Origin of the sequence: Delftia sp. K82 (assembly GCF_002193035.1) — a bacterium.
GTDB classification, from domain to species: domain Bacteria; phylum Pseudomonadota; class Gammaproteobacteria; order Burkholderiales; family Burkholderiaceae_C; genus Comamonas; species Comamonas acidovorans.
The window spans coordinates 252,226-253,492 of the sequence record NZ_MYFL01000003.1 but is presented as its reverse complement, the minus strand read 5'-3'; the positions used below and the strand labels follow the sequence as shown (position 1 = coordinate 253,492).

At 66.5% G+C, this 1,267-nt stretch carries 1 protein-coding gene; it reads right to left on the bottom strand.

Annotated features, from left to right (window positions below; genetic code table 11):
* On the bottom strand, nt 1-1,267 hold a 1,267-nt coding region (locus tag KDK82_RS18005), incomplete at both ends, for a DNA topoisomerase (RefSeq protein ID WP_256974540.1).

Here is a 1,267-nt window from a genome sequence, read left to right as displayed (position 1 = left end):
TCCTTGCCGCCTTCGACCTCGTTGGCGGCCTCCTTGCCGTAGATGGCCAGCCAACCGGGCTTAACCAGGATCTTGCCTTCGGTCTTGAAGCTGTGCTGCTCGACCTTGCTGATGCGCGTGGTCACCTGGTGCTCGGCACTCGGGAAGAACACGGCCATGAAGCGGCGCACGACGAGGTCATAGAGCTTTTGCTCGGCCTCGGACAGGCCGCTGGGCGCCTGCGTGGTCGGGATGATGGCAAAGTGATCCGACACCTTGCTGTTGTCGAAGATGCGCTTGGTCGGGCGCACATAGTTCTCGTCCAGCGCCTGCTGGGCAAAGGGCGCCAGGTGGCGCATGCCGCTGCCGGCCAGCATGGCGAAGGTCTGGTGCGCCACGGGCACGTAGTCCTCGGGCAGGGCGCGCGAGTCGGTACGCGGGTAGGTCAGGGCCTTGTGGCGCTCGTACAGGCTTTGCGCCAGCGCCAGCGTGGTCTTGGCCGAGAAGCCGAACTTGCCGTTGGCCTCGCGCTGCAGGCTGGTCAGGTCGAACAGCAGCGGGCTGGCCTGGGACGTGGGCTTGGACTCCTCGGTGACCTGGGCCGGCTTGCCGCGCACGGCGTCGGCGATGGCCTGGGCGTCGCGCTGGTTCCAGATGCGGTCGGCGCGGGCTTCCGCATCCTCGCTCTTCTTCCATTGGGGATCGAACCACTTGCCCAGGTACTGGCCGGCCTGCGCGTCGAAGGCGGCATGCACTTCCCAGTAGTCGCGGCTGACGAACTTGCGGATCTTTTCCTCGCGCTCCACCACCAGGGACAGCGTGGGCGTCTGCACGCGGCCCACGGTGGTCAGGAAGAAGCCGCCGTCGCGCGAATTGAAGGCCGTCATGGCGCGCGTGCCGTTGATGCCCACCAGCCAGTCGGCCTCGGAGCGGCTGCGCGCCGCGCTGGCAAGGCCCTGCATCTGGCTGTCGCTGCGCAGGTTCTGGAAGCCGTCGCGGATGGCCTGCGGCGTCATGGACTGCAGCCACAGGCGCTTGACCGGCTTGCCCAGGCCCTTGCCGTCGGGCTTGGCGCCTGCGGCGTACTGCTCGATCAGGCGGAAGATCAGCTCACCCTCGCGGCCCGCGTCGCAGGCGTTGATGAGTTCGGTGACGTCCTTGCGCTTGGCCAGCTTGACCACGGCATTGAGCCGGCTCTTGGTCTTGTCCACGGGCTTGAGGTCGAAATACGGCGGAATCACCGGCAGGTTGGCAAAACTCCATTTGCCGCGCTTGACGTCGAATTCCT